General features: G+C 68.9%; 20 protein-coding genes. 15 read left to right on the plus strand and 5 right to left on the minus strand.

Annotated features, from left to right (window positions below; genetic code table 11):
• Positions 1-128 precede the first annotated feature (128 nt).
• From ubiT to CKO28_RS04370, 5 genes are all read left to right on the plus strand, one after another.
• Positions 129-827, plus strand: a complete 699-nt coding sequence (gene ubiT, locus CKO28_RS04350) for a ubiquinone anaerobic biosynthesis accessory factor UbiT (RefSeq protein ID WP_200339318.1) — start codon at positions 129-131, stop codon at positions 825-827.
• Positions 824-1,816, plus strand: coding sequence for a ubiquinone anaerobic biosynthesis protein UbiU (gene ubiU, locus CKO28_RS04355; RefSeq protein WP_200339319.1), 993 nt, complete (start codon positions 824-826; stop codon positions 1,814-1,816). The genes ubiT and ubiU overlap by 4 nt, the downstream gene beginning before the upstream one ends.
• Positions 1,816-2,745: a ubiquinone anaerobic biosynthesis protein UbiV gene (ubiV, locus tag CKO28_RS04360; RefSeq protein ID WP_207168737.1), complete on the plus strand. Its 930-nt coding sequence runs from the start codon at positions 1,816-1,818 to the stop codon at positions 2,743-2,745. The genes ubiU and ubiV overlap by 1 nt, the downstream gene beginning before the upstream one ends.
• Before the next feature lie 175 nt (positions 2,746-2,920).
• A complete protein-coding gene (locus CKO28_RS04365) occupies positions 2,921-3,403 on the plus strand; it encodes a type II toxin-antitoxin system RatA family toxin (protein WP_200339320.1) in 483 nt (160 codons plus the stop codon).
• Complete coding sequence (locus CKO28_RS04370; protein WP_200339321.1) at positions 3,400-4,773, plus strand: ABC1 kinase family protein; 1,374 nt, start codon at positions 3,400-3,402, stop codon at positions 4,771-4,773. Before CKO28_RS04365 ends, CKO28_RS04370 begins: the two co-directional genes overlap by 4 nt.
• Before the next feature lie 250 nt (positions 4,774-5,023).
• Here CKO28_RS04370 and CKO28_RS04375 read toward each other — a convergent pair whose 3' ends face one another.
• From CKO28_RS04375 to CKO28_RS04390, 4 genes are all read right to left on the minus strand, one after another.
• Positions 5,024-6,097: a Glu/Leu/Phe/Val family dehydrogenase gene (locus tag CKO28_RS04375; protein ID WP_200339322.1), complete on the minus strand. Its 1,074-nt coding sequence runs from the start codon at positions 6,095-6,097 to the stop codon at positions 5,024-5,026.
• Positions 6,098-6,274: 177 nt separating this feature from the next.
• Positions 6,275-7,330, minus strand: a complete 1,056-nt coding sequence (cobD, locus tag CKO28_RS04380) for a threonine-phosphate decarboxylase CobD (RefSeq protein ID WP_200339323.1) — start codon at positions 7,328-7,330, stop codon at positions 6,275-6,277.
• A 3-nt stretch (positions 7,331-7,333) separates the two neighbouring features.
• Complete coding sequence (locus tag CKO28_RS04385; RefSeq protein ID WP_200339324.1) at positions 7,334-7,927, minus strand: 2-hydroxychromene-2-carboxylate isomerase; 594 nt, start codon at positions 7,925-7,927, stop codon at positions 7,334-7,336.
• An 88-nt stretch (positions 7,928-8,015) separates the two neighbouring features.
• Positions 8,016-8,909 (minus strand): DMT family transporter, encoded by an 894-nt coding sequence (locus CKO28_RS04390; protein WP_200339325.1) that lies wholly within the window; start codon positions 8,907-8,909, stop codon positions 8,016-8,018.
• Between the two features lie 376 nt (positions 8,910-9,285).
• Between CKO28_RS04390 and ugpB the strand changes: the two genes are divergently transcribed.
• From ugpB to CKO28_RS04410, 4 genes are all read left to right on the plus strand, one after another.
• On the plus strand, positions 9,286-10,611 hold the full coding sequence (ugpB, locus tag CKO28_RS04395) for a sn-glycerol-3-phosphate ABC transporter substrate-binding protein UgpB (protein WP_200339326.1): 1,326 nt from the start codon (positions 9,286-9,288) through the stop codon (positions 10,609-10,611).
• 271 nt (positions 10,612-10,882) lie between these two features.
• On the plus strand, positions 10,883-11,770 hold the full coding sequence (gene ugpA / locus CKO28_RS04400; RefSeq protein WP_200339327.1) for a sn-glycerol-3-phosphate ABC transporter permease UgpA: 888 nt from the start codon (positions 10,883-10,885) through the stop codon (positions 11,768-11,770).
• A gap of 13 nt (positions 11,771-11,783) precedes the next feature.
• On the plus strand, positions 11,784-12,632 hold the full coding sequence (gene ugpE, locus CKO28_RS04405; protein WP_200339328.1) for a sn-glycerol-3-phosphate ABC transporter permease UgpE: 849 nt from the start codon (positions 11,784-11,786) through the stop codon (positions 12,630-12,632).
• Positions 12,633-12,671: 39 nt separating this feature from the next.
• Entirely contained in the window at positions 12,672-13,754 is a 1,083-nt protein-coding gene (locus CKO28_RS04410; protein ID WP_200339329.1) for a sn-glycerol-3-phosphate import ATP-binding protein UgpC, read from the plus strand.
• Between the two features lie 131 nt (positions 13,755-13,885).
• On the opposite strand, the gene CKO28_RS04415 is transcribed toward CKO28_RS04410, so the two are convergent.
• Entirely contained in the window at positions 13,886-14,560 is a 675-nt protein-coding gene (locus CKO28_RS04415; protein ID WP_200339330.1) for a DapH/DapD/GlmU-related protein, read from the minus strand.
• 269 nt (positions 14,561-14,829) lie between these two features.
• Here CKO28_RS04415 and phnC point away from each other — a divergent pair, with 269 nt between their 5' ends.
• The 6 genes from phnC (at position 14,830) to CKO28_RS04445 (ending at position 22,134) form a co-directional block, all read left to right on the plus strand.
• Entirely contained in the window at positions 14,830-15,660 is an 831-nt protein-coding gene (phnC, locus tag CKO28_RS04420; protein ID WP_200339331.1) for a phosphonate ABC transporter ATP-binding protein, read from the plus strand.
• Positions 15,661-15,836: 176 nt separating this feature from the next.
• Positions 15,837-16,784, plus strand: coding sequence for a phosphonate ABC transporter substrate-binding protein (phnD, locus tag CKO28_RS04425; RefSeq protein WP_200339332.1), 948 nt, complete (start codon positions 15,837-15,839; stop codon positions 16,782-16,784).
• Between the two features lie 277 nt (positions 16,785-17,061).
• Positions 17,062-17,970 (plus strand): phosphonate ABC transporter, permease protein PhnE, encoded by a 909-nt coding sequence (gene phnE, locus CKO28_RS04430; RefSeq protein ID WP_200339333.1) that lies wholly within the window; start codon positions 17,062-17,064, stop codon positions 17,968-17,970.
• Between the two features lie 18 nt (positions 17,971-17,988).
• Entirely contained in the window at positions 17,989-19,368 is a 1,380-nt protein-coding gene (gene phnE / locus CKO28_RS04435) for a phosphonate ABC transporter, permease protein PhnE (protein ID WP_200339334.1), read from the plus strand.
• A 10-nt stretch (positions 19,369-19,378) separates the two neighbouring features.
• Complete coding sequence (locus CKO28_RS04440; RefSeq protein WP_200339335.1) at positions 19,379-20,956, plus strand: alkaline phosphatase family protein; 1,578 nt, start codon at positions 19,379-19,381, stop codon at positions 20,954-20,956.
• Positions 20,953-22,134, plus strand: a complete 1,182-nt coding sequence (locus CKO28_RS04445) for a TIGR03364 family FAD-dependent oxidoreductase (protein WP_200339336.1) — start codon at positions 20,953-20,955, stop codon at positions 22,132-22,134. Before CKO28_RS04440 ends, CKO28_RS04445 begins: the two co-directional genes overlap by 4 nt.
• The last annotated feature ends 95 nt before the right edge of the window (positions 22,135-22,229 follow it).

Genomic DNA, 22,229 nt, shown 5'->3' on the forward strand with positions numbered 1-22,229 from the left:
GTACGCCCCGTGGCAGCGCGTTTCACTGGCCATGGCGGTACACGGCCGACCTATTGATCCAGGTCATTTCGGCCCGGTTCGCGGCCTGCCTATAGACCGCCGACGCGGTTGCGAAACGGAGGTGGATCGTGAGTGCCGGGGTCAAGAGGCTGACACCGCTGACGCCGATCGCAGTGCTGCTGCGCCCCTTGCCGACGGCCCCGTTGCAGGCGGCCCTGCAGCGTCTGGCCGACCGGTTGAGTGCCCGGCATCCGGACGTGCTGGACCGGGTCGCCGACATCGGCCGGGCGCGGCTGCTGCTGCTGGCGACCGACTTGCCGTGGCGCGCGCTGGTCACGCTCGAGCGCGACGGTGCGCGGGTCACGGTGGACCGGCATGCCGACGGCCCCGACCCGCAGGCGGACGCGGCCGTGACCGGCCCGGTCGAGCGGCTTCTGGCCTGCGTCCAGGGCGGCGGGGACGGCGACGCGATGTTCTTCGCCCGCGAGATCGCGGTCACCGGCAACACCGACGTGCTGGTCGCGCTGCGCAACGCCCTCGACGGCGCGGAGTTGGATATCGCCGGCGAACTGGCGGCGCTGACCGGTCCGCTGCAGGGCCCCGCGACGCAAGCACTCGGCCGGGCAGGGGCGGTGTACGGCCGCGCGTCCGCCGGGCTCGACGCGTTCAAGGCGGACGTCCGCGCCCCGCTGCAGGCCCGCCTGGACGCGCAGGCCGCCGAGCTGGCCGAACTGCGTACGGAAGTCCAGCGCTTGCGGCGCAAGCAGCCGCGCGGCGAGCGCACGGCCGCTCAGGGGGCCCAGGGGCGGCAGGAGGCTGCGCCATGAGCGCCACCGGGCCGGAGCTGGTCTGCCCGGCCGGTACGCCGGCCGCCCTGCGCGCGGCCGTCGACGCCGGCGCCGACGCGGTCTACGTCGGCTTCCGGGACGAGACCAACGCCCGCAATTTCCCCGGCCTGAACTTCTCCCGCGCCGAGCTTGCCGACGCCCGTGCTTACGCCCAGGCGCGCGGCACCAAGCTCTACCTCGCGATCAACACCTTCGCCCGGGCCGGCGATCTGCGGCCCTGGCGCCAAGCGCTCGACGACGCGGCGCGGATCGGCGTCGACGCGGCGATCCTGTCCGACCTCGGGGTGCTCGCGATGGCTGCCGAGCGGCACCCGGACCTGCGCTTGCATCTGAGCGTGCAGGCCAGCGCCGCGCACCCGGAGGCGCTGGCGTATTACCGCCGCAGCTTCGGCATCCGGCGCGCGGTGCTGCCGCGGGTGCTGACGGTCGACGACATCCGCGCCATGGGCAGCCAGACGGACGTCGAGTACGAGGTGTTAGTCTTCGGCGGCCTGTGCCCGATGGCGGAGGGGCGATGTTTCCTGTCGTCCTATGCCACCGGCAGGTCGCCCAACACCGTTGGCGTCTGCTCGCCCGCGGCGGACGTGCGCTACCTGGAGCGCGCGGACGGGCTGGTGACCCAGTTGGGCGCGTTTACCATCAACCGCGTCGCCGACGGCCAGGCGGCGGGCTACCCGACGCTGTGCAAGGGCCGTTTCAAGGTGCGCGGCGAAGAGGCGTACATCTTCGAGGAGCCGTCCAGCCTGAACGCGGCCAGCGTGATGCGGCAGCTGGTCGCGGCCGGCGTGTCCGCGCTCAAGATCGAAGGACGCCAGCGCGGGCGCGCCTACGTCGCCCAGGCGGTCGCCCACATGCGCGCCTTGCGCGACGCCGCCGTGCGGGGGGAACCGCTGGAGGCCGGCGACCTGGCCGGCCTGGAAGAGGGCGCGCGCAGTTCCACCGGCGCCTACCGCAAGGACTGGCAGTGATGGCCGAGACGGTGCAGCCCGAATTGACCCTGGGACCCCTGCTGCTGCACTGGCCGGGCGCGGCCTGGCGCGACTTCCACTTCCGGGTTGCCGACGAAGCGCCCGTCGATACGGTGACGCTGGGCGAGGTGGTTTGCCCCAAGCGCTGGCCGTTCAACCGGCCCTATCTGGAGGCCGTGATCGACCGGCTGCAGCGTGCCGGCAAGCGGGTCGTCGTCGCCACGCCCGCGCTGGTCGGCAACGACCACGACGCCGCGCTGGTACGCGAGCTTGCGGGTCACGGGCTGCCGGTCGAGATCAACGACATGGCGGCTTTGGGTCTGCTGCAGCGCGACGGCCGGCCGGCCGAAATCGCCGGTCCCGGGGTCAACAGCTATAACGAGGCGACGCTGCGCCATCTGGGCCAGCAGGGGGTGTCCCGGGCCGTGCCCCCGCCGGAGCTGCCGCCGGCCTCGGTGCGCCATCTGGCCGGGCTCTCCGCCGCAGGTTCGGGCGATCTCCCGGCGCTGGAGGTGCAGGCGTTCGGCCGCTGGCCGTTGGCGATATCGGCGCGCTGCTATCACGCCCGAGCCTACGGCCGCGACAAGGCGACCTGTCAGTACGCCTGCGCGAACGATCCGGACGGCTTGCCGGTCGACACGCTGGACGATCAGCCGTTTCTTGCGGTCAACGGCGTGCAGACCCTGTCGCACGCTTACGCCTGCCTGGCCGGCGAGCTGGCCGATCTGGCCCGGACCGGGGTCAGGGCGTTCCGCCTGCTGCCGCAGGACGTCGACATGGTTGCGGTGGCGCGGGTGTACCGCGAGCTGCTTGGCGGGGATGTGGAAACGTCCGCCGCGCTGGAGGCGATCCAGCAGATCTGCGGCGCGGTTGCGCTCGCCAACGGCTATCAGCACGACGCCCCGGGGGCGGCCTGGTTCGAGGCCTGAAGCGTCCGACCGGGGTTCCGGTCCGCACGCAGCCCTTTCAGTTCGCGGTCCAAGCGGCCATCTTCGCGATACGAAGGATTGGCCGCGACCATGCGGCGCATGGCGTCGCCGCGCGCCGGTCCCGACATCTTGGAACGCCAAACACGCGGACGGGCACCCGCGCGAGGAGCCGGATATGGAGTTCGACACTGCGCGCACGCTTCCCTACGACGCCGAGGCGCTGTTCGACCTCGTCGCGGACGTCGACAAGTACGAGGAGTTCGCGCCGTTCTGCGTCGACAGCCGGATCACGCAACGCCGGGAGGACGGCTTCGACGCGCGTCTGTCGGTCGGCGTGCGCGGCCTGCGGGAGAGCTTCATCAGCCGCGTCCAGCTGGACCGCGCCAACCGCACGATCGCTTTCCGCTATCTCGACGGGCCACTGTCCAACCTGGCCGGTACGTGGACGTTCACGCCGGTCGACGGCGGCACCCACGTGCGTTTCCACGTCACCTTCAGCTTCCGCGGCCGCCGGCTCAACATGCTGGCGAGCAAACTGTTCGACGCGGTGTCGAAGCGGATGATGGACGCCTTTGTCGTGCGCGCGCGATCCAAGCTCGGCCGGGCAGCGTACCGCACCCGGACGGGCCGCACCACCACCGCCAAAGGCGCCATATGAGCGACATTTATTCCGACGAGACCCTGCGGGGCGCGCGTCGCAACTTCAAGATCGGCTCCACCGCCGGCTCCGTCCTGTTCAATCAGCTGCGCCAGCGCACCGGTTTCGGCGGCGACCGGGAGCGCGAAGCGCAGGCGCTGAAGGAAGCGCAGGCGCTGAAGGAAGCGCTGGGGACCCTGCGCGGCCCGCTGGTCAAGTTCGCGCAGTTGATCGCCTCGCTGCCCGACCTGCTGCCGCCCGAATACGCCCGCGAGCTCGCAGAGCTGCAATCCAATGCGCCGCCGATGGGCCGCCCGTTCGTCAAGCGCCGGATGGCGCACGAATTGGGGCAGGGTTGGCGCAAGCGGTTCGCCGAATTCGACCTGGAACCCAAGGCCGCCGCGTCGCTTGGCCAGGTCCACCAGGCGAAGCTGCACGACGGCCGCGCGGTCGCCTGCAAGCTGCAGTATCCGGGAATGCAGGATACGGTGGAATCCGACTTGAAGCAGGCCGGCTGGCTGCTCAACATGTTCGAGCGCTATGAAGGCTCGGTGCGCACCGGCCGGATCGTCGAGGAGCTGAAGGAGCGGATCTTCGAGGAGCTGGACTATTCGCTCGAGTTCCGCCGGATCGCGATGTACCGCGAGATGCTGGCGAGCGAGCCCGGCGTGCACGTGCCCGAGCCGATCGCGGAGCTGTCGACCGGCCGGCTGCTGACCGCCGAGTGGCTGCCGGGCCGGCCGATCATGGAGGCGGCCGAGTACCCGCAGGAGGTGCGCGACGGGATCGCCACCCAGATGTTTCGCCTCTGGTACAAGCCGCTCTACGACTACGCGGTGATTCACGGCGACCCGCATTTCGGCAACTACACGATCCGCGAGGATCGCAGCATCAACCTGCTGGACTACGGCTGCATCCGCGTCTTCCCCGCGACCTTCGTGGAGGGCGTGATCCGGCTCTACGAAGCGCTCCGCGACGACGACCGCGACAAGGCGGCCTACGCCTACCGCTGCTGGAACTTCCAGAACCTGTCGAACGACCTGGTCGACGCGCTGAACGACTGGGCGCGCTTCATCTACGGACCGGTCCTGACCGACAGTGCGCAATCGGTGAATTCAACCAACAACGTCGAAACCGGCCGGCGCAAGGTGGAGGAGGTGCGCAAGCTCCTGAAGGAAGCCGGCGGGGTCGAGATGCCGCGCGAGTTCGTGTTCATGGACCGGGCCAGCGTCGGCCTGGGCGCGCTGTTCATGCGCCTGGACGCGCAGGTCAACTGGCACCGCCTGTTCAACGAGATGGTCGAGGGCTTCGACGTCGACACGGTCGCCGCCCGGCAAAAGGAGCTACTGGCGCGGCACAACCACCCGGCGCCGCACGTGGCCGATCTTTAGGGGGGCTATACCAGCATGGCACCAAGGCACCAAGGTGGCCGGGAGAGGCCTGCAGCCGTAGGCCACCCGTCGACACGGCCCTTCGGGCCTGCTTCTCAGGATGAAGTGTTAAGTTTTCCAGGGAATTAAACCCTGAACTTCGTGCTGAGCAGCTGACCGAGCGTCATCCCATACAAGCAAGCCTGACAGATTTCTGAAGCGCCCCAGGCCCCAGTCCGCCAAGTGCCTTGGCGTCTTGGCGGTGGACCCCCTAAGCCGCCTTGGCCGGGTTGGGGTTGGGGTGGGTGAAGCGTTCCTCGGCCAACTGATCGGCCGCCTTCGAGGTCGGAATGCCGGCGGCGTCGGCGCGCTGGAAGATCGACAGCAGCGTGTCGTGGATCAGGGCGACGTGGCTGAACGCGCGCGACCGGTCGTAACCCGGGCCCTCGTAGCTGATATTGATGATCCCGCCGGCGTTGATCAGGTAGTCCGGCGCGTAGAGGATCCCGCGCGCGCGCAGCATCTGCCCATGGCGGGCTTCCGCCAGCTGGTTGTTCGCGGCGCCCGCGACGATCGGGGCACGGATCTTCGGGATCGTGTCGTCGTTCAGCAGCCCGCCCAGCGCGCAGGGGGCGAGCACGTCCACGTCGGCTTCCAGGAAACGCTCGACCGACACGGGGGTCGCGCCCAGTTCGTCCTGCGCGCGCCTGACCCGGTCCGGGTCGACGTCGGCGATTTGAACGTCCGCGCCCGCGCCCGCGAGGTGCCGGGCGAGCTCGTAGCCGACGTGGCCCGCGCCCTGGATCGCGACCGAGACGCCGGTCAGCTTGTCGCCGCTGATCCGGTCGGCCCCGAGGCGGTGCTTGACCGCCGCGCGAATGCCGACGAACACGCCGTAGGCGGTGGCCGGCGAGGGGTCGCCGCTGCCGCCGGCCGCGACGCCGGCGACGTGCTGGGTTTCGGTCGCGACCTGCTCGATATCGGCGACGTCGATGCCGACGTCCTCGGCGATCGTGTAGCGGCCGCCCAGGCTGGCGACGTAGCGGCCCAGCGACCGGAACAGGGCCGGCGACTTGTCGCGGTTGGGATCGCCCAGGATCACCGCCTTGCCGCCGCCGAACGGCAGCCCGGCCAGCGCCGACTTGTAGGTCATGCCGCGCGACAGGCGCAGCACGTCGGTCAGGGCCGCGGCGCTGTCGGCGTAGCTCCACATCCGCGCGCCGCCCAGCGCGGGGCCACGGCTGGTGTTGTGGATCGCGATGATCGCGCGTAGGCCCGAGTCGGCGTCTTCACAGAAGACGACCTGCTCGTGGTTGTCGAAGGCGGGATCGTCGAAGACGGGCATCGTCTCGCGGCCTTCCTAGCCAAGAAGCGAAGGATATCTCGCCTCAATAGTTTTGGACAACGGCGCAGAAGATCAATGCGCAACGCCGCTTCACGGATCAAAAAGACGGGAAATATAACGTGTAGGCCCCTGCGCTGATCGAATCTAATGCGATCGCGTCTAGAAACTGTAACGTTATTACGCGCTGTTTTGGGTCCGCGCCGGGCCCAGGGCCGCCGCAAGACGCTGCCAGCCGCGTTCGTCGCCCGGCAGGCCCACGCGCAGCCGGCTCGGCCGGTCCGGGAACGCGCGCACCCAGATCCCGAGACGCGCCAGACGGTCGTGCCAGCCGGCGGCGTCGGCGTGCTCGACCAGCCGATAGAGCGACGTGCCGCCGGCCGGCGTCAGCCCGGCACCGGCCAGCAGGTCGTCGAGGGCGCCGGCCTCACTGGCGAGCCGGGCCCGCATCGCGGTCTGCCAGGCCCGGTCGGCGAGGGCGGTCCGCCCGAGCGCGATCGCCGGCCCGGCAACCGCCCAGGGGCCGAGCGCGTCGCCGATCGCCCGGGCCAGCGTGCCGGGGGCAAGCGCGAAGCCGAGCCGCAGGCCCGCCAGCCCGAAGAACTTGCCGAACGAACGCAGCACCACCAGCCCCGGCCGGTCGGCCGCGTGGGTGACCGACACCTCGGGCACGACGTCGGCGAACGCTTCGTCGACCACGACGGTGCCGCCATGCGCGGCAAGTGTGCCGGCCAGATCGATCAGCCGGTCGGGCGACCAGGTCCGGCCGTCCGGATTGTTCGGATTGCAGACGACGAGCGCCGGGCGGGCGGCTCCCGCCAGCGCCGTGAGACCGGCCTCCAGGTCGCCGACCGCCTCGACGGTGGCGCCGGCGGCGCGCCAGGCTGGCGCGTATTCGCCGTAGGTCGGTCCGACCACGGCCGCGCGGTCGCTGCCCAACACCCGCGGCAGCAGCTGGATCAGCGCCTGCGTCCCCGGGGCCGGGACGACGGTCGCGGCCGACGGCGCGCCGTAGGCATCGGCCGCGGCCTGGATCAGCGCGGCCTCCGCGTCCGCCTGCGGCAGGGCGGTCCAGAGGTCCCGCGGCAGCTCGGGCAGCGGATAGGGGTGCGGGTTGATTCCGGTCGACAGGTCGAGCCAGCCCGCCTCAGGCGTGCCGTAGCTGGCCCGGGCATCGGCCAGGTTGCCGCCGTGCGCGACCCGCGGGCCGTCGTGTCCGCCGTTGCCGCCTTCCATCGCCTAGCCCAGTTTGCGCGCGACCATGTCCAGGCGGTCCTGGCCCCAGAACGGTTCGCCGTCGACGATGTACCAGGGCGAGCCGAACACGCCGCGGTCGATCGCCTCGCGCGTCATCTGCTCGACCTTCTGCGCCATCGGCTGGCTCTCCGCCTTGTCGAGCAGGGCATCGGCGTCGTGGCCGGTCTCGCCGGCGATCGCGTGCAGGGTGGCCCGGTCGGAGACGTCGCGCTCCTCCGCCCAGCAGGCCTTCAGGATGGCGTGGGCGAGCTGCAATTGGTCGCCGCCCAGCTCCTCCGCGGCGTAGACGGCCGCGCAGGACAGCTGGTCGGGGACCGGAAAGTGCGCCGGCTGCTTGGTGAGCGGTAGATTGCGTTCGCGCGCCCAGCGGTCCAGCTCGACGAAGCGGTAGTCCTGGCGCGGCTGCGGGCGCTGCGCGGGCGGAACGCCGCCGGTTTCCTGGAACACCGTCTTGACCTGGATCGGCCGGACGTTGATCTGGGCCCCGGTCTGGCGCGCGATCCGCTCCAACTGGGCGCTGCCCAGATAGGCGAACGGGGAGATCGTGAAGAAGTAGTAGTCGATCGTCTTTGACATAAGCCTGCATGCCTCTTCGTTGTGCCGCGGCACGCTTACGCGCCGGGACCGCTTCTGGCAAGGCGCGCCATGTCCGGGCATTCCGGCGTTACGACGCCGCCCGCGCCACCCGGGTCTCGCGGTCGCGGGTGGTGATCCGGTTCACCGCGTAGGTGGCGGCAAGCACGATCGCCCCGCCGGTCCAGGTCTGCCAGGTCGGGCTTTCGGGGAAGATCAGCTGGCTCATCGCCACGCCGAACACCGGCATCAGGACGTAGAACGGGATTACGGTCGCGACCGCGTAGCGGCGGTACAGCGAGAACATCCAGACGTGCCCGATCAGCGACACCACCAAAGCGGAGTGCAGCAGCACGCCCCACTGCAGCCAGCCGGCGGTGGCGACGGCGCGCCACTGGCCGTCCTCGAAGACGAGCGACAGCAGACCGAGCGGCAGCACCGCGCTCACCGCCATCCAGCCGTTCATCGCGAACGCGCCGACCCCGCGCAGCGCGCGGGCGAACATCGTCGCGAGCGCGTAGCAGAACGCGCTGACCGCGATCGCGCCGAGCGCCGCCAGGTCGCCGACCATCGCCGGGTCGAACGCGATCACCACCACACCGGAGAAGGCGGCGAGGATCGCCGCCCAGGTCGCGCGGCCGACCGGCTCCTTCAGCACGAGGCGGCCGAGCAAGACCGCGAACGGCACCGACAGCTGGGTCCCGATAATGATCGGCGCGACCGTGTCGGTCAGCATCAGCGCCAGGTACATGGTCGCATAGACGGCCGTGCCCATCGCCAGGCAGAAGCCCGCCAGCGCCGGCCAGGCCGAGCGGTCGGGCAGCTTGAACCGGAACAGCGGGATCAGCGCCGCCGCCAGAATCGCCGAGCGCAGCGCGGCGAAGACAAACGGTGGAAAGTGGTCGACCCCCAGCTTGCCGACGACATAGGCGCTGCCGAACACGGCCATGATCAGGATGACGGAGACGAGGTCGCGCGGGCTCATGGTGGCACAGCCTAGGGCAAGATGCTGCAAGGGGGATACACCTTTCAGCTGAGTCTTGCCCTCTCTTCAAGAAGTTAGGGCTACATTCAGCCCGAAGGCCGTTTCGGCCTTCGGGCATGTAGCTCTAGGCGGCTGCGGCCGGCGCGTCCCGAGTCGGCTTGCAATAGCCGACCCTCCGAGCTGGGTGAAACAGAACCTTCATCGTGCTGAAACCAAGCTGTCCCGCGCCGGCCCCTAGCTTCGCGCCCGTTCGGCCACCGGGCCGGAGCGCATCTGGCGCTAGCACCAAGCTGTCTGGTTGCGCTACGTCGTGTTACAGAGCCAAGCGCTCAAAACACATAAGATGCGCTCGCATCACATCAGGGAGGAACGAGGGATGCGCACTTCCAAGCGTTGGCTGGCCGCGCTGACGACGACCGCGATCGTGGGCGTTGCAAACGCCGCGCAGGCGGAGCCGATCACCATTCAATGGTGGCACGCGATGGGCGGCGAGACCGGCAAGTCGCTGGAGAAGATCGCCGACGGCTTCAACGAAAAACAGGACACGTACCAGATCAAGCCGGTCTACAAGGGCAACTACACCGAAACGATGACGGCGGCGATCTCCGCGTTCCGCGCGCAGGAGCATCCGGCGATCGTGCAGGTGTTCGAGGTCGGCACCGCGACCATGATGAACGCCCAGGGGGCGATCTATCCGGTGCATCAGCTGATGGAAGAGCAGGGCGTCAAGTTCGACGAGAGCGACTACATCCCGGCGGTGGCATCGTACTACACGACCACCGAGGGCGACATGCTCTCGATGCCGTTCAACAGCTCCAGCCCGGTGCTGTGGTACAACAAGGACGCCTTCGAGAAGGCCGGCCTGGACCCGAACGACCCGCCGGAGACCTGGGGCGAGGTCAAGACCTACTCCCAGAAGATCATGGACTCCGGCTACGAGTGCGGCTTCTCGATCGGCTGGCAGTCCTGGGTCGCGATCGAGAACTTCTCCGCCTGGCACGACAGCCCGATCGGCACCAAGCAGAACGGCTTCGGCGGCCTGGGCACCGAGCTGGTGTTCAACAACGACTTGGTGACCCGTCACATCTCCGATCTGCGCGATTGGCAGCAGCAGGGCATCTTCCAGTACGGCGGCCGCCGCGGCGAGAGCCTGCCGATGTTCACCAACGGCAAGTGCGCGATGTGGCTGAACTCCTCGGCGTACTACGGCGGCATCAAGGCGCAGGCGGACTTCGACTTCGGCCAGGCGTTCCTGCCGCACTACGACGACGTCGAGGCCGCGCCGCAGAACTCGATCATCGGCGGCGCGACGCTGTGGGTGCTGCGCGGTAAGGACAGCGAGAAGTATCGCGGCGTGGCCGAGTTCTTCGACTACCTCTCGCAGCCGCAAGTGCAGTTCACCTGGCACAGGGAGACCGGCTACGTGCCGATCACCAAGGCTGCCTACGAATTGGCCCAGGAAAAGGGTTACTACGAGCGCAACCCGGGCACCGACACCGCGATCAAGCAGCTCAGCCTGAATCAGCCGACCCCGAACTCGAAGGGTCTGCGGTTCGGCAACTTCGTGCAGATCCGCGACATCATCAACGAGGAGCTCGAGGCGGTCTGGGCCGGCGAGAAATCGCCCGAGGCGGCGCTCGACAACGCGGTGAAGCGCGGCAACGAGCTGCTGCGCGAGTTCGAGCAGCAGAACGCGAGCTAACGCCGGCCTGCACGGCAAGACTGGCGCCCGCACGGCCCGCGAAGGTTCGTGCGGGCGTCGCGTCAGTATGCCTTCGGCGTGTAGGCCGCGGCGTTTGCGGAGGGTCCCTCTCCCTTGATGGGAGAGGATAGGTGAGGGTGGGTCTCCTCGGCATATGGCGAGGAGACCCACCCTAACCCTCCCGCGGACCTGACGGTCCGCGGGTCCCTTCCTCTCCCCTCAAGGGAGAGGGGATTTGGCCTCACGCGCAGTCACTGGTTATTCGACACCCATGCTCAAACGCGTTCACTTCAAGCACCCGGTGCTGCCCTACCTGCTGGTCGCCCCGCAGCTGGCGGTGACGCTAATCTTCTTCATCTGGCCGGCGGCGCAGGCGCTGTGGCAGTCGATGCTGGTGCAGGATGCCTTTGGCCTGGGCACGCAGTTCGTCTGGTTCCAGAACTACCTCGAGCTGTGGGGGGACCCGCAGTATCTGAACTCGATCAAGGTAACGGCGATCTTCACCATCTCCGTGACCGCGCTCGGGATCGGGTCGGGGCTGTTCCTGGCCACCATGGCCGACCGGGTGATCCGCTTCGCCAGCGGCTACCGGACGCTGCTGATCACGCCGTACGCCGTGGCGCCGGCGGTCGCGGGCGTGCTGTGGCTGTTCCTGTTCAACCCGACGGTCGGCATCCTGGCCTATCTGATGCAGGGGATGGGGATCGCCTGGAACCCGCTGGTCAACGGCGAAGACGCGATGATCATGGTGATCATCGCCGCCGCCTGGAAGCAGGTCAGCTACAACTTCGTGTTCTTCCTGGCCGGGCTGCAGTCGATCCCGCGGTCGCTGATCGAGGCGGCGGCGATCGACGGCGCCGGGCCGTTCCGACGGTTCTGGACGGTGATCTTCCCGCTGCTGTCGCCGACCACCTTCTTCCTGATGGTGGTCAACCTCGTCTACGCCTTCTTCGAGACCTTCGCCACGATCCACGCGACCACCAGCGGCGGCCCGTCCAACGCCACCAACATCATGGTCTACAAGGTCTACAAGGACGGCTTTGTCGGGCTGGACCTGGGTTCCTCCGCGGCGCAGTCGGTGGTGCTGATGTTCATTGTGATCGCGCTCACGGTGGTCCAGTTCCGCTACGTCGAGCGCCGCGTCGAGTACGGCACGTGAGGGGGCGCATCCGATGATCGAACGCAGGCGCGGGCTCACCGTGTTTTCGCACGCCGTGCTGTGGTGCGGCCTGGCGGTCGTGGTGCTGCCGGTCTACCTGGCCTTCGTCGCCTCCACCCACCCGCTGGACGCGGTGCTGACCGCCCCGATCCCGGTGCTGCCCGGCGACATGTTCTGGGAGAACTACACCGCCGTCCTGACCGGCGACGTCGCCAACTTCGGCAGCGCGCCGGTGGTGCTGATGCTGGCGAACTCGCTGGTGATGGCGCTCGGCATCGCGGTCGGCAAGATCGCGATATCGGTGATCAGCGCGTACGCCATCGTCTACTTCAAGTTCCCGCTGCGCACGCTGTTCTTCTGGCTGATCTTCGTCACCCTGATGCTGCCGGTGGAGGTGCGGATCATCCCGACCTTCGAGGTCGCCGCCAATCTGGCGCTGCTGAACACCTACCAGGGGCTGATCCTGCCGCTGATCGCGAGCGCCACCGCGACCTTCCTGTTCCGGCAGTTCTTCCTGACCATCCCCGATCAGATGCTGGAGGCCGCGCGGATCGACGGCGCGGGGCCGATCCGGTTCTTCATCGATATCGTATTGCCGCTGTCGCGCACCAACATCGCCGCGCTGTTCGTGATCCTGTTCATCTACGGCTGGAACCAGTACCTGTGGCCGCTGCTGGTCACCACGGATCAGGACATGGGCACGATCGTGGTCGGGATCAGCAACCTGATCCAGGTCGCCGAGGCGGAGCCGCGCTGGCCCTACGTGATGGCGACCACGATCCTGGCGCTGATCCCGCCGGTGGTGGTGATCGTGCTGATGCAGCGGCAGTTCGTGCGCGGACTGGTCGAGCAGGAAAAGTGATACCCCCCGAAACGACGACTGGAAACGTGAGTTAACGCCATGGGCGCGATCGGCATCCGCGACGTACGCAAGAGCTTCGGCCGGACCCAGGTGATCCACGGGGTCGACCTCGACGTCGCCGACGGCGAGTTCATCGTCGTGGTCGGGCCGTCCGGCTGCGGCAAGTCCACCCTGCTGCGCATGGTCGCGGGGCTGGAGGAGATCACCGAGGGCGAGATCGCGATCGCCGGGCGCAGCGTGAACAAGCTGGAGCCCAAGGAACGCGGCATCGCGATGGTGTTCCAGAACTACGCGCTCTATCCGCACATGAGCGTCTACGCCAACATGGCCTACGGCCTGAAGATCGCCCGCAAGCCGAAGGACGAGATCGACCGTCGGGTGCGCGAAGCCGCGCGTATCCTGGCGATCGAGGACTACCTGGAGCGCCGGCCCGGGCAGCTGTCCGGCGGGCAGCGCCAGCGCGTCGCGATGGGCCGGGCGATCGTCCGCGATCCCAGTGTGTTCCTGTTCGACGAGCCGCTGTCCAACCTGGACGCCAAGCTGCGCGTGCAGATGCGCCTGGAGATCAAGCAGCTGCAGCGCCGGCTGGGCACGACCTCTCTCTACGTCACGCACGACCAGGTGGAGGCGATGACGCTGGCCGACCGGCTGGTGGTGATGAACGCCGGGGTGGCGGAGCAGATCGACACCCCGCTGGAAGTCTATCAGCGCCCGGCGACCCGGTTCGTCGCCGGCTTCATCGGCTCGCCGGCGATGAACTTCCTTGACGCCCGGATCGCGGAAGGCGGCGACCTGCGGCTGCCAGAGCTTGAGGACCCGCTCGCGCGCCATCCGGGCGCGTCGAACCATGCCGGCCGCGCGGTCTCGCTGGGCGTGCGGCCGGAGCATCTGCGCCCGCCGGAGAACGGCGAGGCGCCAGGCTTCCAGCTGTCGGTCGATCTGGTCGAAACGCTGGGCGCCGATACGCTCGCCCACGGCCGGATCGACGATACCCGGCACGAACTGACCGCGCGCCTGCCGGGTACGCACAAGGTGGCGGAAGGCGAGCGTGTGCCGCTGACGGTCGACGCCAGCGCCCTGCATCTGTTCGACGCCCAGAGCGGTCAGCGCATCGCCGGGTAAGCGGCGCCCGTGGCCGCACCGTCTAGAGCAAGATCCAGCTGAAAAGTGAAGCCGTCTTTCAGCTGAATCTTGCTCTTTCTTCAAGCAGTTAGAGCAAGATGAAGGTCGCCTCGACCTTCATCGATTTTGCTCTAGCCGCCGTATTTCGCGATGAATGCGCGCACGTCGAGGGCGCGGAAGTCGGGCAGGGCGGCTTGCAGGGTCGCGTGCGACCAGTCCCACCAGGCGATTTGCTGCAGCGCGTCTGCCACATCGGCCGGGAAGCGCTCGCCGATCGGCTTGGCCGGCGTGCCGCCGACGATCTTGTACGGCGCGACGTCGCGCGTGACCACCGCGCCCGCCGCCAGGACCGCGCCGGTGCCGACCGTGACGCCGGGCAGCACGACCGCGCCGAACCCCATCCAGACGTCATGCCCGAGCGTCACCGGATGAGCCCGGCGCCAGTCGAAGAACGCTGCTTCGCGGTCGCCCAGGCCATATTGGTCGGCGCGGTACTGGAAATGGTGCTGGGAGGCCCGCCAGGTCGGATGGTTGCCCGGATTGATCCAGGTGTGCGCGGCGATCGAGCAGAAGCGCCCGACGGTCGCCCGCTCGATCGCCGCGTTGTCCATGACGTAGCTGTAGGCGCCGAAGTCGGTTTCGGAGACGGTCGCGCGCGCGGCCACCTGGGTCCAGGGGCCGAGCCGCGAGTCCCGGACGACCGCCGCCGGATGGATCGACGGCCCGGCGGGCGTCAGCGGCGGCTGCCGGTCGTGCGTGTCGCCGGCGGCCGTGATGTAGGTGAGGTCGTCTGGTTGTTCGCTCATGGATCCGGTGTCTAGCCCGGAACCGATGACAGTGCGATGAAGCCGGCCGGGGCGTGAGCGCGACGGCGTGTGCTTTGGTCACGCCCGCAGCCGTCCTGTCACGCGACTGCAACACCCCGACGCCCCTGTCAAATAAGGTTAATAGAACGGAAAGCCGGCTGTCGCAGCCCGCCTGTAGCACCCCTGATGACGCGAGGCGGCGCGGATCGCCGCGGCCAGCACGCCGCCGGCTGGATCCGCCGCCCGCCGCCACCAACCGGGGGAAGCCCATGCTGGACGTGCGCAACCTGACCAAACGCTATGCCAACGTCACGGCCGTCGACGACGTCAGCCTGCGGGTCGACGGGGTCGGCATGGTCGGCATCATCGGCCGCTCGGGTGCCGGCAAGTCGACCCTATTGCGCTGCATCAACCGCTTGACCGATCCGAGCGACGGCCAGGTCACGTTCGACGGCGTCGACGTCACCGCGCTGACCGCTAGGGACAAGCGTGCCTGGCAGCGCGACTGCGCCATGGTGTTCCAGCAGTTCAATCTGGTGCCGCGCCTGGACGTGATGAGCAACGTCCTGATGGGCCGGCTGAACACGACGGCGACCGCGAAGAGCCTGTTCAAACTGTTCGGCCCCGACGAGCGGCGCGACGCGCTGCTGGCGCTCGACCGCCTCGGGATCGCCGAGACCGCGCTGCAGCGGGCCGAGACGCTGTCCGGCGGCCAGCAGCAGCGCGTCGCGATCGCCCGCGCGCTGATGCAGCGCCCGCGGATGGTGCTGGCCGACGAGCCGATCGCCTCGCTCGACCCGCTGAACGCGCAGATCGTGATGCAGGCGCTGCGCAGCATCTACGAGCGCGACGGCATCACCGTCGTCTGCAACCTGCACACCCTGGATACCGCGCGCAGCTACTGCGAACGGGTGATCGGCATGGCTGAGGGCCGGGTTGTGTTCGACGGCCCGGTCGCCGAGCTGACCGACGCCAAGGTGCGCGAGATCTACGGCGCCGAGGAGGCGTTCGAGGAGGCCACCACCTCGACCGCGATGCCGGGCCGGGGTGCGCGCCAACCTGCCGGCCTCGCAGCGCAGCAGGCGGTCGGCACCGCCTGAGCCGTTCGATCGAGTTCGGGTCCGGCCCCGGCCGTGGACAAGGGGGTCGCCCGCGCGGGAGGAGGGCCCGTGCCGGCGACGGCCGCCGTACCCGTCACGTCGCCCCCATTTCACGACAAGAGACCCTTCCGCCTTAACGCAGATCCAATCCAACTCGCTTCATCAGGAGACGCGTGATGAACGCTTTCAAGAAGATCGGCATGGCCGCCGCGGCCGCCATGATCGCCGTGACCGGCGCCAGCCTCGCCCAGGCTCAGGAGCGCCCCAAGTTCGACCTGGAGACCGACGCCTTCCGCATCGGCATCATCGGCGGCGAGAACCAACAGGACCGCCTGCGCAAGTACCAGTGCCTGGAAGAGCGGTTCGAGACCCTGCTGGGCGTGAACACCAAGCTGTTCCCGTCCTCCGACTACGCCGGCACGATGGAAGGTCTGCTGGGCGGCAACCTGGACTACGCTTTCCTGGGCTCGAGCGGCTACGCCGGCATCCATATCGAGGATCCGGACGCGGTCGAGCCGGTGCTGAGCCGCATCCAGGTGAACGGCTCCAAGGGCTACCACTCGATCATGCTGAGCCGTAAGGGCTCGGGTATCGACTCGATCGAGGACGCCAAGGGCAAGATACTCGGCTATGCCGACCCGAACTCCACCTCCGGCTACCTGATCCCGGTTTCGGCGTTCGACGAGATGGGCATCAATCCGGACCAGTACTTCAAGAAGACGGTCTTCTCCGGCGGCCACGAGCAGAACGTGCTGGCGCTCTTGAACGGCGACGTGGACGTTGCGGTCACCTGGACCTCCGGCGTCGGCGAGTGGGAAGACGGCTACACCTCCGGCAACCTGCGCAAGATGGTCGACAAGGGCATGCTCGACATGTCCGAGATCCAGAAGGTCTGGATGTCCGATCTGATCCCGAACGGCCCGGCGGTGCTGCGCACCACCCTGCCGCAGCAGGTCAAGATCGCGGTCGAGGGCTCGCTGATGACCATGCCCTTCGACAATCCGGAGTGCTTCTACCAGACCTTCGGCGGCAACTATAAGGGCTTCTTCGAGGTCAGCCACGACTTCTACCAGGGCATCGTGAACGCCCGGAAGAAGGAGATCGAGCAGGCCGAGGCGGAGTAATACGCCCGCTTCGGGCCGCTCTCAAGCGAGGCTCGGAAAAGACGGGGCGCGGTCCGATCCCGCGCCCCGTCGGCCTTGGCCGCAGCCGTCAGCGGCACCCGTCAGACGTCCTTCGACACGGCTTGCTTTCGCATGCCTGCTCGGGATGAAGCCAATTCTTCATTTTAATCAGGGACTTCATCCTGAGCAGGCCGCCGCAGGCGGCCGTGTCGAAGGACGCCCGACGGGTATCGCCATTCCCGTTTGCTAACCCAGCCGCGATCGGAGCACTTCGCCGATGGCCAGCGACACCACCGCCCCCGGCAGCGGGCTCTCCGGCACGGCCGCGCGCAGCCTGAGCGATCGGCGGATCGAGGAGATCGAGAGCAGCTACGCCAGTGTCGTCCGCCGCCGGAACCTCTACACCCTGCTGATGATCGTGGTCTGCACGGTGGTGATCGCGGGCGGCTTCCGCACCGCGGAAGAGGCGAACAGCGGCACCTTTTGGGGCGGGATCACCGCCTTATTCGACTATCCCGCCGACATCATCGGCGAGGCGATCGAGCGCGGCTGGGGCTGGTTCGCGGTCGTTTGGAAGTACGTTCCTGCCCTGATCGAGACGATCAACATCGCGATCCTGTCGACCCTGATCGGCTTCGTCGGCGGCGGGCTTCTGAGCTTCGTCGCCAGCCGGAACCTGGTCGGCAGCAAGCCCGTCGTCTGGTCTATGCGCCGGGTGATGGACGTCACGCGCGCGCTGCCGGAACTGGTCCTGGCGCTGTTCGCCGTGCTGATCATCGGGCCGGAGGCGCTGGCCGCGGTGTTCGCGATCGCCTTCCACACCACCGGCGCGCTTGCCAAGCTGTTCTCGGAGGTCAACGAGAACGCCGACATGCGCCCCGTCCACGGCCTGCAGGCGGCCGGCGGCAACTGGGTTCAGCGCATGCGCTTCGGCGTGCTGCCGACCGTGCTGCCGAACTTTCTGTCCTACGGGCTGCTGCGCCTGGAGATCAACGTGCGTGCTTCGGCGATCGTCGGCTTCGTCGGCGCGGGCGGCCTGGGGCAGGCGCTCAAGACCAACGTTGGCTGGAGGCACGGCGCCGACGTCGCGGCGATCATGTTCCTGCTGATCGCGACGATCATCGTCATCGACTACGTCTCGACCTGGGCGCGCCGGCGGCTGACCGGCAGCGCGGGCGTCATCTAGACCGAGGGGGATCTCACGATGACCGCCAGCAACAACGCGCACGCCAGCCCCGCCGCGGGCGACCCGGACCGCTTGCGCGAACTGGAGGCCAGTCAGCCGCGTGCGATCCACGGCAGCTGGGCGCGCCGGGCGATCCCGATCGGCGCGGTCCTGGCGGCGATCGCCTACCTAGTGTTCTCGGTGTTCTACTTCGAGGTCCCTCGGGTCATCCGGGAGGCGCGCTTCGACCTGATCGAACTCTACGCGCTGGATTTGTACGCCTACAAGGTGCACGTGACCAAAGAGGTCGGCGAGCCCGAGGCGGTCACCGTGCAGCTCGAAGGCAGCCGGTTAAGCGAATACGACGAACCGCCCGCCTGGGTGAGCCTGTCCGGCGACACCCAGACGGTCGACTTGGGCGACAGTGGGTCGGTTACGATGCAGCCTGGGCTGGTCACGATCCGCCCGGCCGACGCCAAGCCGATCCGCGTGCGCGCGACGGAAGACGGGGTCAAGGTACTGTCCGGGGACGTGCCGGACCGGCTGCAGATCTCCGAGCTCAAGGTCGACGCCCGCCTGGACACCTGGGCGCGTGTCCAGATCACCAAGTCCAAGGTGGAGGTGCACCGCTACTTCCTGGGCTGGGCGAACTTTTTCTACACCTTCGACAGCGAACTCAAGGGCAAGTCGTTGGGCGAGCTCGTCGATCTGGCGTTCTTTTCCGACAAGCGGCTGTCGTTCGACATGCCGAACTGGCAGTTCATCCTGGCGGAGTTCTGGGGCAACCCGCTCTGGCAGCACGGCGCGATCTTCTGGGCCATGGTGCAGACCCTGATCATGGCGATCGTCGGCACGCTGTGCGCCGCGCTGATCGCGCTGCCGCTATCGTTCGCGGCGGCCTACAACGTCAACCCGCTGAAGGGTGTGCGCTTCGGGGTCCAGCGGCTGTTCGACAGCTTGCGCGCGGTCGACCACCTGATCTGGTCGCTGATCTTCATCCGCGCCTTCGGGCTGGGACCGCTGTCCGGCATCTTCGCCTTCATGTTCACCGAGACCGGTACCTTCGGGAAGCTGTTCTCGGAAGCGGTCGAGAACATCGACCGGCGCGAGCCGGAGGGCGTGCAGGCGACCGGCGCCAGCCGGCTGCAGAAGTACCGCTTCGGGGTGCTGCCGCAGATCCTCCCGGTGTTCGTCTCGCAGCTGCTGTACTTCTTCGAGTCCAATACCCGCTCGGCGACGATCGTGGGCGCGCTCGGCGCGGGCGGCATTGGGCTGAAGCTGATGCAGACGATCCAGACCCGGCAGGACTGGGAAAACACCCTCTACATCGTGACCATCATCGTGCTCACGGTGATCGCGATGGACTCGATCTCCGGCTGGCTGCGCAGGCGGCTGATCGGCGCGCCCGAAAGCAACTGAGGTCCGGTCCTTGAGCTCGAAGAACGTCCTGTTCGTGACCCTGGACCAGTGGCGCGCCGACGCCCTTGGGCTTCTCGGTCATCCCTGCGCCCGGACCCCGAACCTGGACCGGCTGGCGGGCGAGGGGGTGCGCTTCCGCAACCATTTCGGCCAGGCGAGCCCGTGCGGGCCGGCGCGCGCGTCGCTTTTGACCGGGCTCTACGCCATGACCCACCGGTCGGTGCGCAACGGCACCCCACTCGACCGACGGTTCACCAACCTGGCGCTGGAGGCCCGGCGTCTCGGCTTCCGGCCGACGCTGTTCGGCTACACCGATACCACGCCCGATCCGCGCACCAGGGTCGACGGCGACCCGGACCTGGAGAGCTACGAGGGGGTGCTGCCCGGCTTCGACGTCGGCTGTCAGATGGCGGAGGTGTCCTGGCCTTGGCTCGCGCATCTGCGGGCGGGCGGCTACGCGCTGCCGGCGGACCCGAACGACGTCTACCGTCCGCTCGACGGCGGCGCCGGCTTCGCGGGGCCCGAGACGCACGTCCCGCGGCCGCTCTACGCGGCGGAGGACAGCGACACCGCCTTCCTGACCGACCGGCTGCTGGACTGGCTGGGCCCGCGCGTGGGGCAGGGGTGGTTCGCTCACCTGAGCTATCTGCGCCCGCACCCGCCGCTGATCGCGCCGGAGCCGTGGGCCAGCCTGGTCGACCCGGCGGACGTGCCGCTGCCCGACCGGCCGTGGACCCTCGAGCAGGAACGCGCGGCGCATCCGCTGCACGACTGGCTGCACCACAAGCACGACCGCCCGTACGTCTACACCGGCCACGACACCACACTGTGCGAGATGGGCGAGCGCGAGCTGCGCCAAGTGATCGCGACCTATTACGGCCTGCTCGCGGAAGTCGACCACCACCTGGGCCGCGTCCTCGACCACCTGCGCGCCACCGGGGAGATCGACGAGACTCTGTTGGTGGTCACGGCCGACCACGGCGAAATGCTGGGCGGGCGCTGGCTGTTCGGCAAGGAGGGCTACTTCGACGACGCCTTCCACGTGCCCCTGATCGTCCGCGATCCCGACGCCCCTGCGACCCGCGGCAGCGAAGTCCGGGCGTTCACGCAAGCGGTCGACCTGCTGCCGACGATCCTGGACACGCTGGGCGGGAAGGTGCCGCAGACCTGTGACGGCCGCAGCCTGCGCCCGTTCGTCCAGCACGGCCGCACGCCCGCGGGCTGGCGCGAGGCGGCGATGTTCGAGTTCGACTTCCGCGACGTCGCGGGGCAGGGCGCGGAGCGCTACCTCGGCCTGGCGCCGGACGAGTGCGCGCTCGCCGTCTGGCGCGGGGCGCGCTGGAAATACGTCCACTGCGCCGGCCTGCCGCTGCTGTTGTTCGACCTGGAGGCGGACCCGCGGGAAAGCTGCAACCTCGCCGGTGATCCCGCCACCGCGGCGATCGAGCGGGACTGCGCGCAGGCGCTGCTCACGAAGCGGCTGCGGCACGCCGACCGAACCTGGACCAACACCCTGCTGACCGACGGCGGACCGGTCGGCTACCGCGGCCCGCGCCGCGCGGCGGAGCGCGAGGACGGCACGGCATGAGCCGGCAAGGCATCAGGAGGGGACCCTACGATCTGGCGGTGGTCGGCGGCGGGATCGTCGGGCTGGCGCACGCGCTGGCCGCCCGGCGGCTCGGCAAGCGGGTCGTCGTGCTGGAGCGCGACGCCGCGAACGTCGGCGCGTCGATCCGCAATTTCGGCTTCGTCACCGTCACCGGGCAGGCGCGCGGGGCGCAGTGGCGCCGCGCCCTGCGCAGCCGCGACGTCTGGGATGCGGTCGCCGGGCCTGCCGGGATCGCCAGCCAGCATGCCGGCCTGACCCTGGCCGTGCAGACGCAAGAGGGGCTGGCGGTCGTCGAGAGCTTCCTCGCGACCGAGATGGGCACGGGCTGCCAGTTGCTCGACCCCGCGCCCGCGCTCGCGCGCTATCCCCACCTCAATCCCGAAGGCCTGCTGGGCGTGCTGGAAAGCCCGCACGAGCGCCGGGTCGAGGCGAAGCACGCGATCCCGCGCCTGACCCGCTGGCTGGCCGAGGCCCTGGGGGTCCAGTTCGCCTTCGGCGTCAACGTCCGCGCCGTCGATCCGCCGCGGGTGGAGACCAGCGCGGGGCCGATCGACGCGGGGGCGGTCGCAATTTGCCCGGGCAGCGACGACACCGGCCCGTTCGCCGAACGGCTCGCCGGCTACCGGCTTTCGAAGTGCAAGCTGCACATGCTGCGCGCCGCGCCGCTGCCCGGCACCTACCGGCAGACCGCGGCGGTGATGGGCGATCTATCGCTGGTGCGCTATCCCGGTTACGCCAGCCTGCCCGAAGCCGCGGCCCTGACCGAGCGGCTGGAGGCGGACCCAGGTGCGGGCCCCGCGCTCGCTCACGGCATCCATCTGATCGCGGTGCAGAGCGCGGACGGCTCGCTTGTCCTGGGCGACAGCCACGCCTACGCCGACGCGCCCGATCCGTTTCAGCCGGCCGAGGTCGACGACGCCATTCTGAATCTGGCGCGGGCGACGCTCGCGCTCGACGACTTCCGGGTGACCGAGCGCTGGACCGGCGTTTACGCCGCGGCGGCGGGGCGGGAGAACCTGATCGACCGGCCGCGCGACGACGTCCGGCAGGTGGTGATCACCTCGGGCACCGGCATGTCCACCGCGTTCGCGCTCGCCGAGGAAAGTGTCGGCGAACTGTTCGCTGGCGACCCCAGCGCCCACCCGCTGCCCGTGTGATGGCAGGGCCGCCGCGTCCCCCATCCGCTTAGGGTGATGGGAAACCCGCCGGCGCGATGTGTGCGCGTGCAATTCCTTCAGGTCAGGGGAGACTT

It is taken from the genome of Rhodovibrio sodomensis (genome assembly GCF_016583645.1).
GTDB lineage: Bacteria > Pseudomonadota > Alphaproteobacteria > Kiloniellales > Rhodovibrionaceae > Rhodovibrio > Rhodovibrio sodomensis.